Annotated in this window: 1 protein-coding gene; it reads right to left on the bottom strand. The window is 60.8% G+C overall.

The features are described 5' to 3' along the window. A partial coding sequence (locus AO388_RS07175) for a hypothetical protein (protein ID WP_153003977.1) occupies positions 1–293 on the bottom strand: 293 nt, incomplete at both ends.

A 293-nucleotide genomic window follows, 5' to 3' on the forward strand; every position in this document is an offset into this window, starting at 1 on the left:
GTCAAACTTGCTCGGTTCGTGCTGGATGCACTCGAGCTGGTACTGGTGCCATTCCGGGCGCGTGATGTTGCGCACCAGAAACTGCATGGTTTTCAGGTCATCGTATTCAAGTATCCAGCCACATTCGGCTTCTGGCACTTCACTGAAGCTGGCAGCCACAGTTACCCGCCGGCCGGTGAGCGAGGTGATAACCCTCGCCTCGGTCTTGCCGCTGGGCAGGTTCACACGCAGCTTGGCACCGGTCGACAGATCGATGTCGCGGTCAACGGTGATGACGCGCCCCGCCACCGCGC

This window comes from Pseudomonas sp. ICMP 10191, assembly GCF_001467335.1.
Lineage (GTDB): Bacteria > Pseudomonadota > Gammaproteobacteria > Pseudomonadales > Pseudomonadaceae > Aquipseudomonas > Aquipseudomonas cerasi.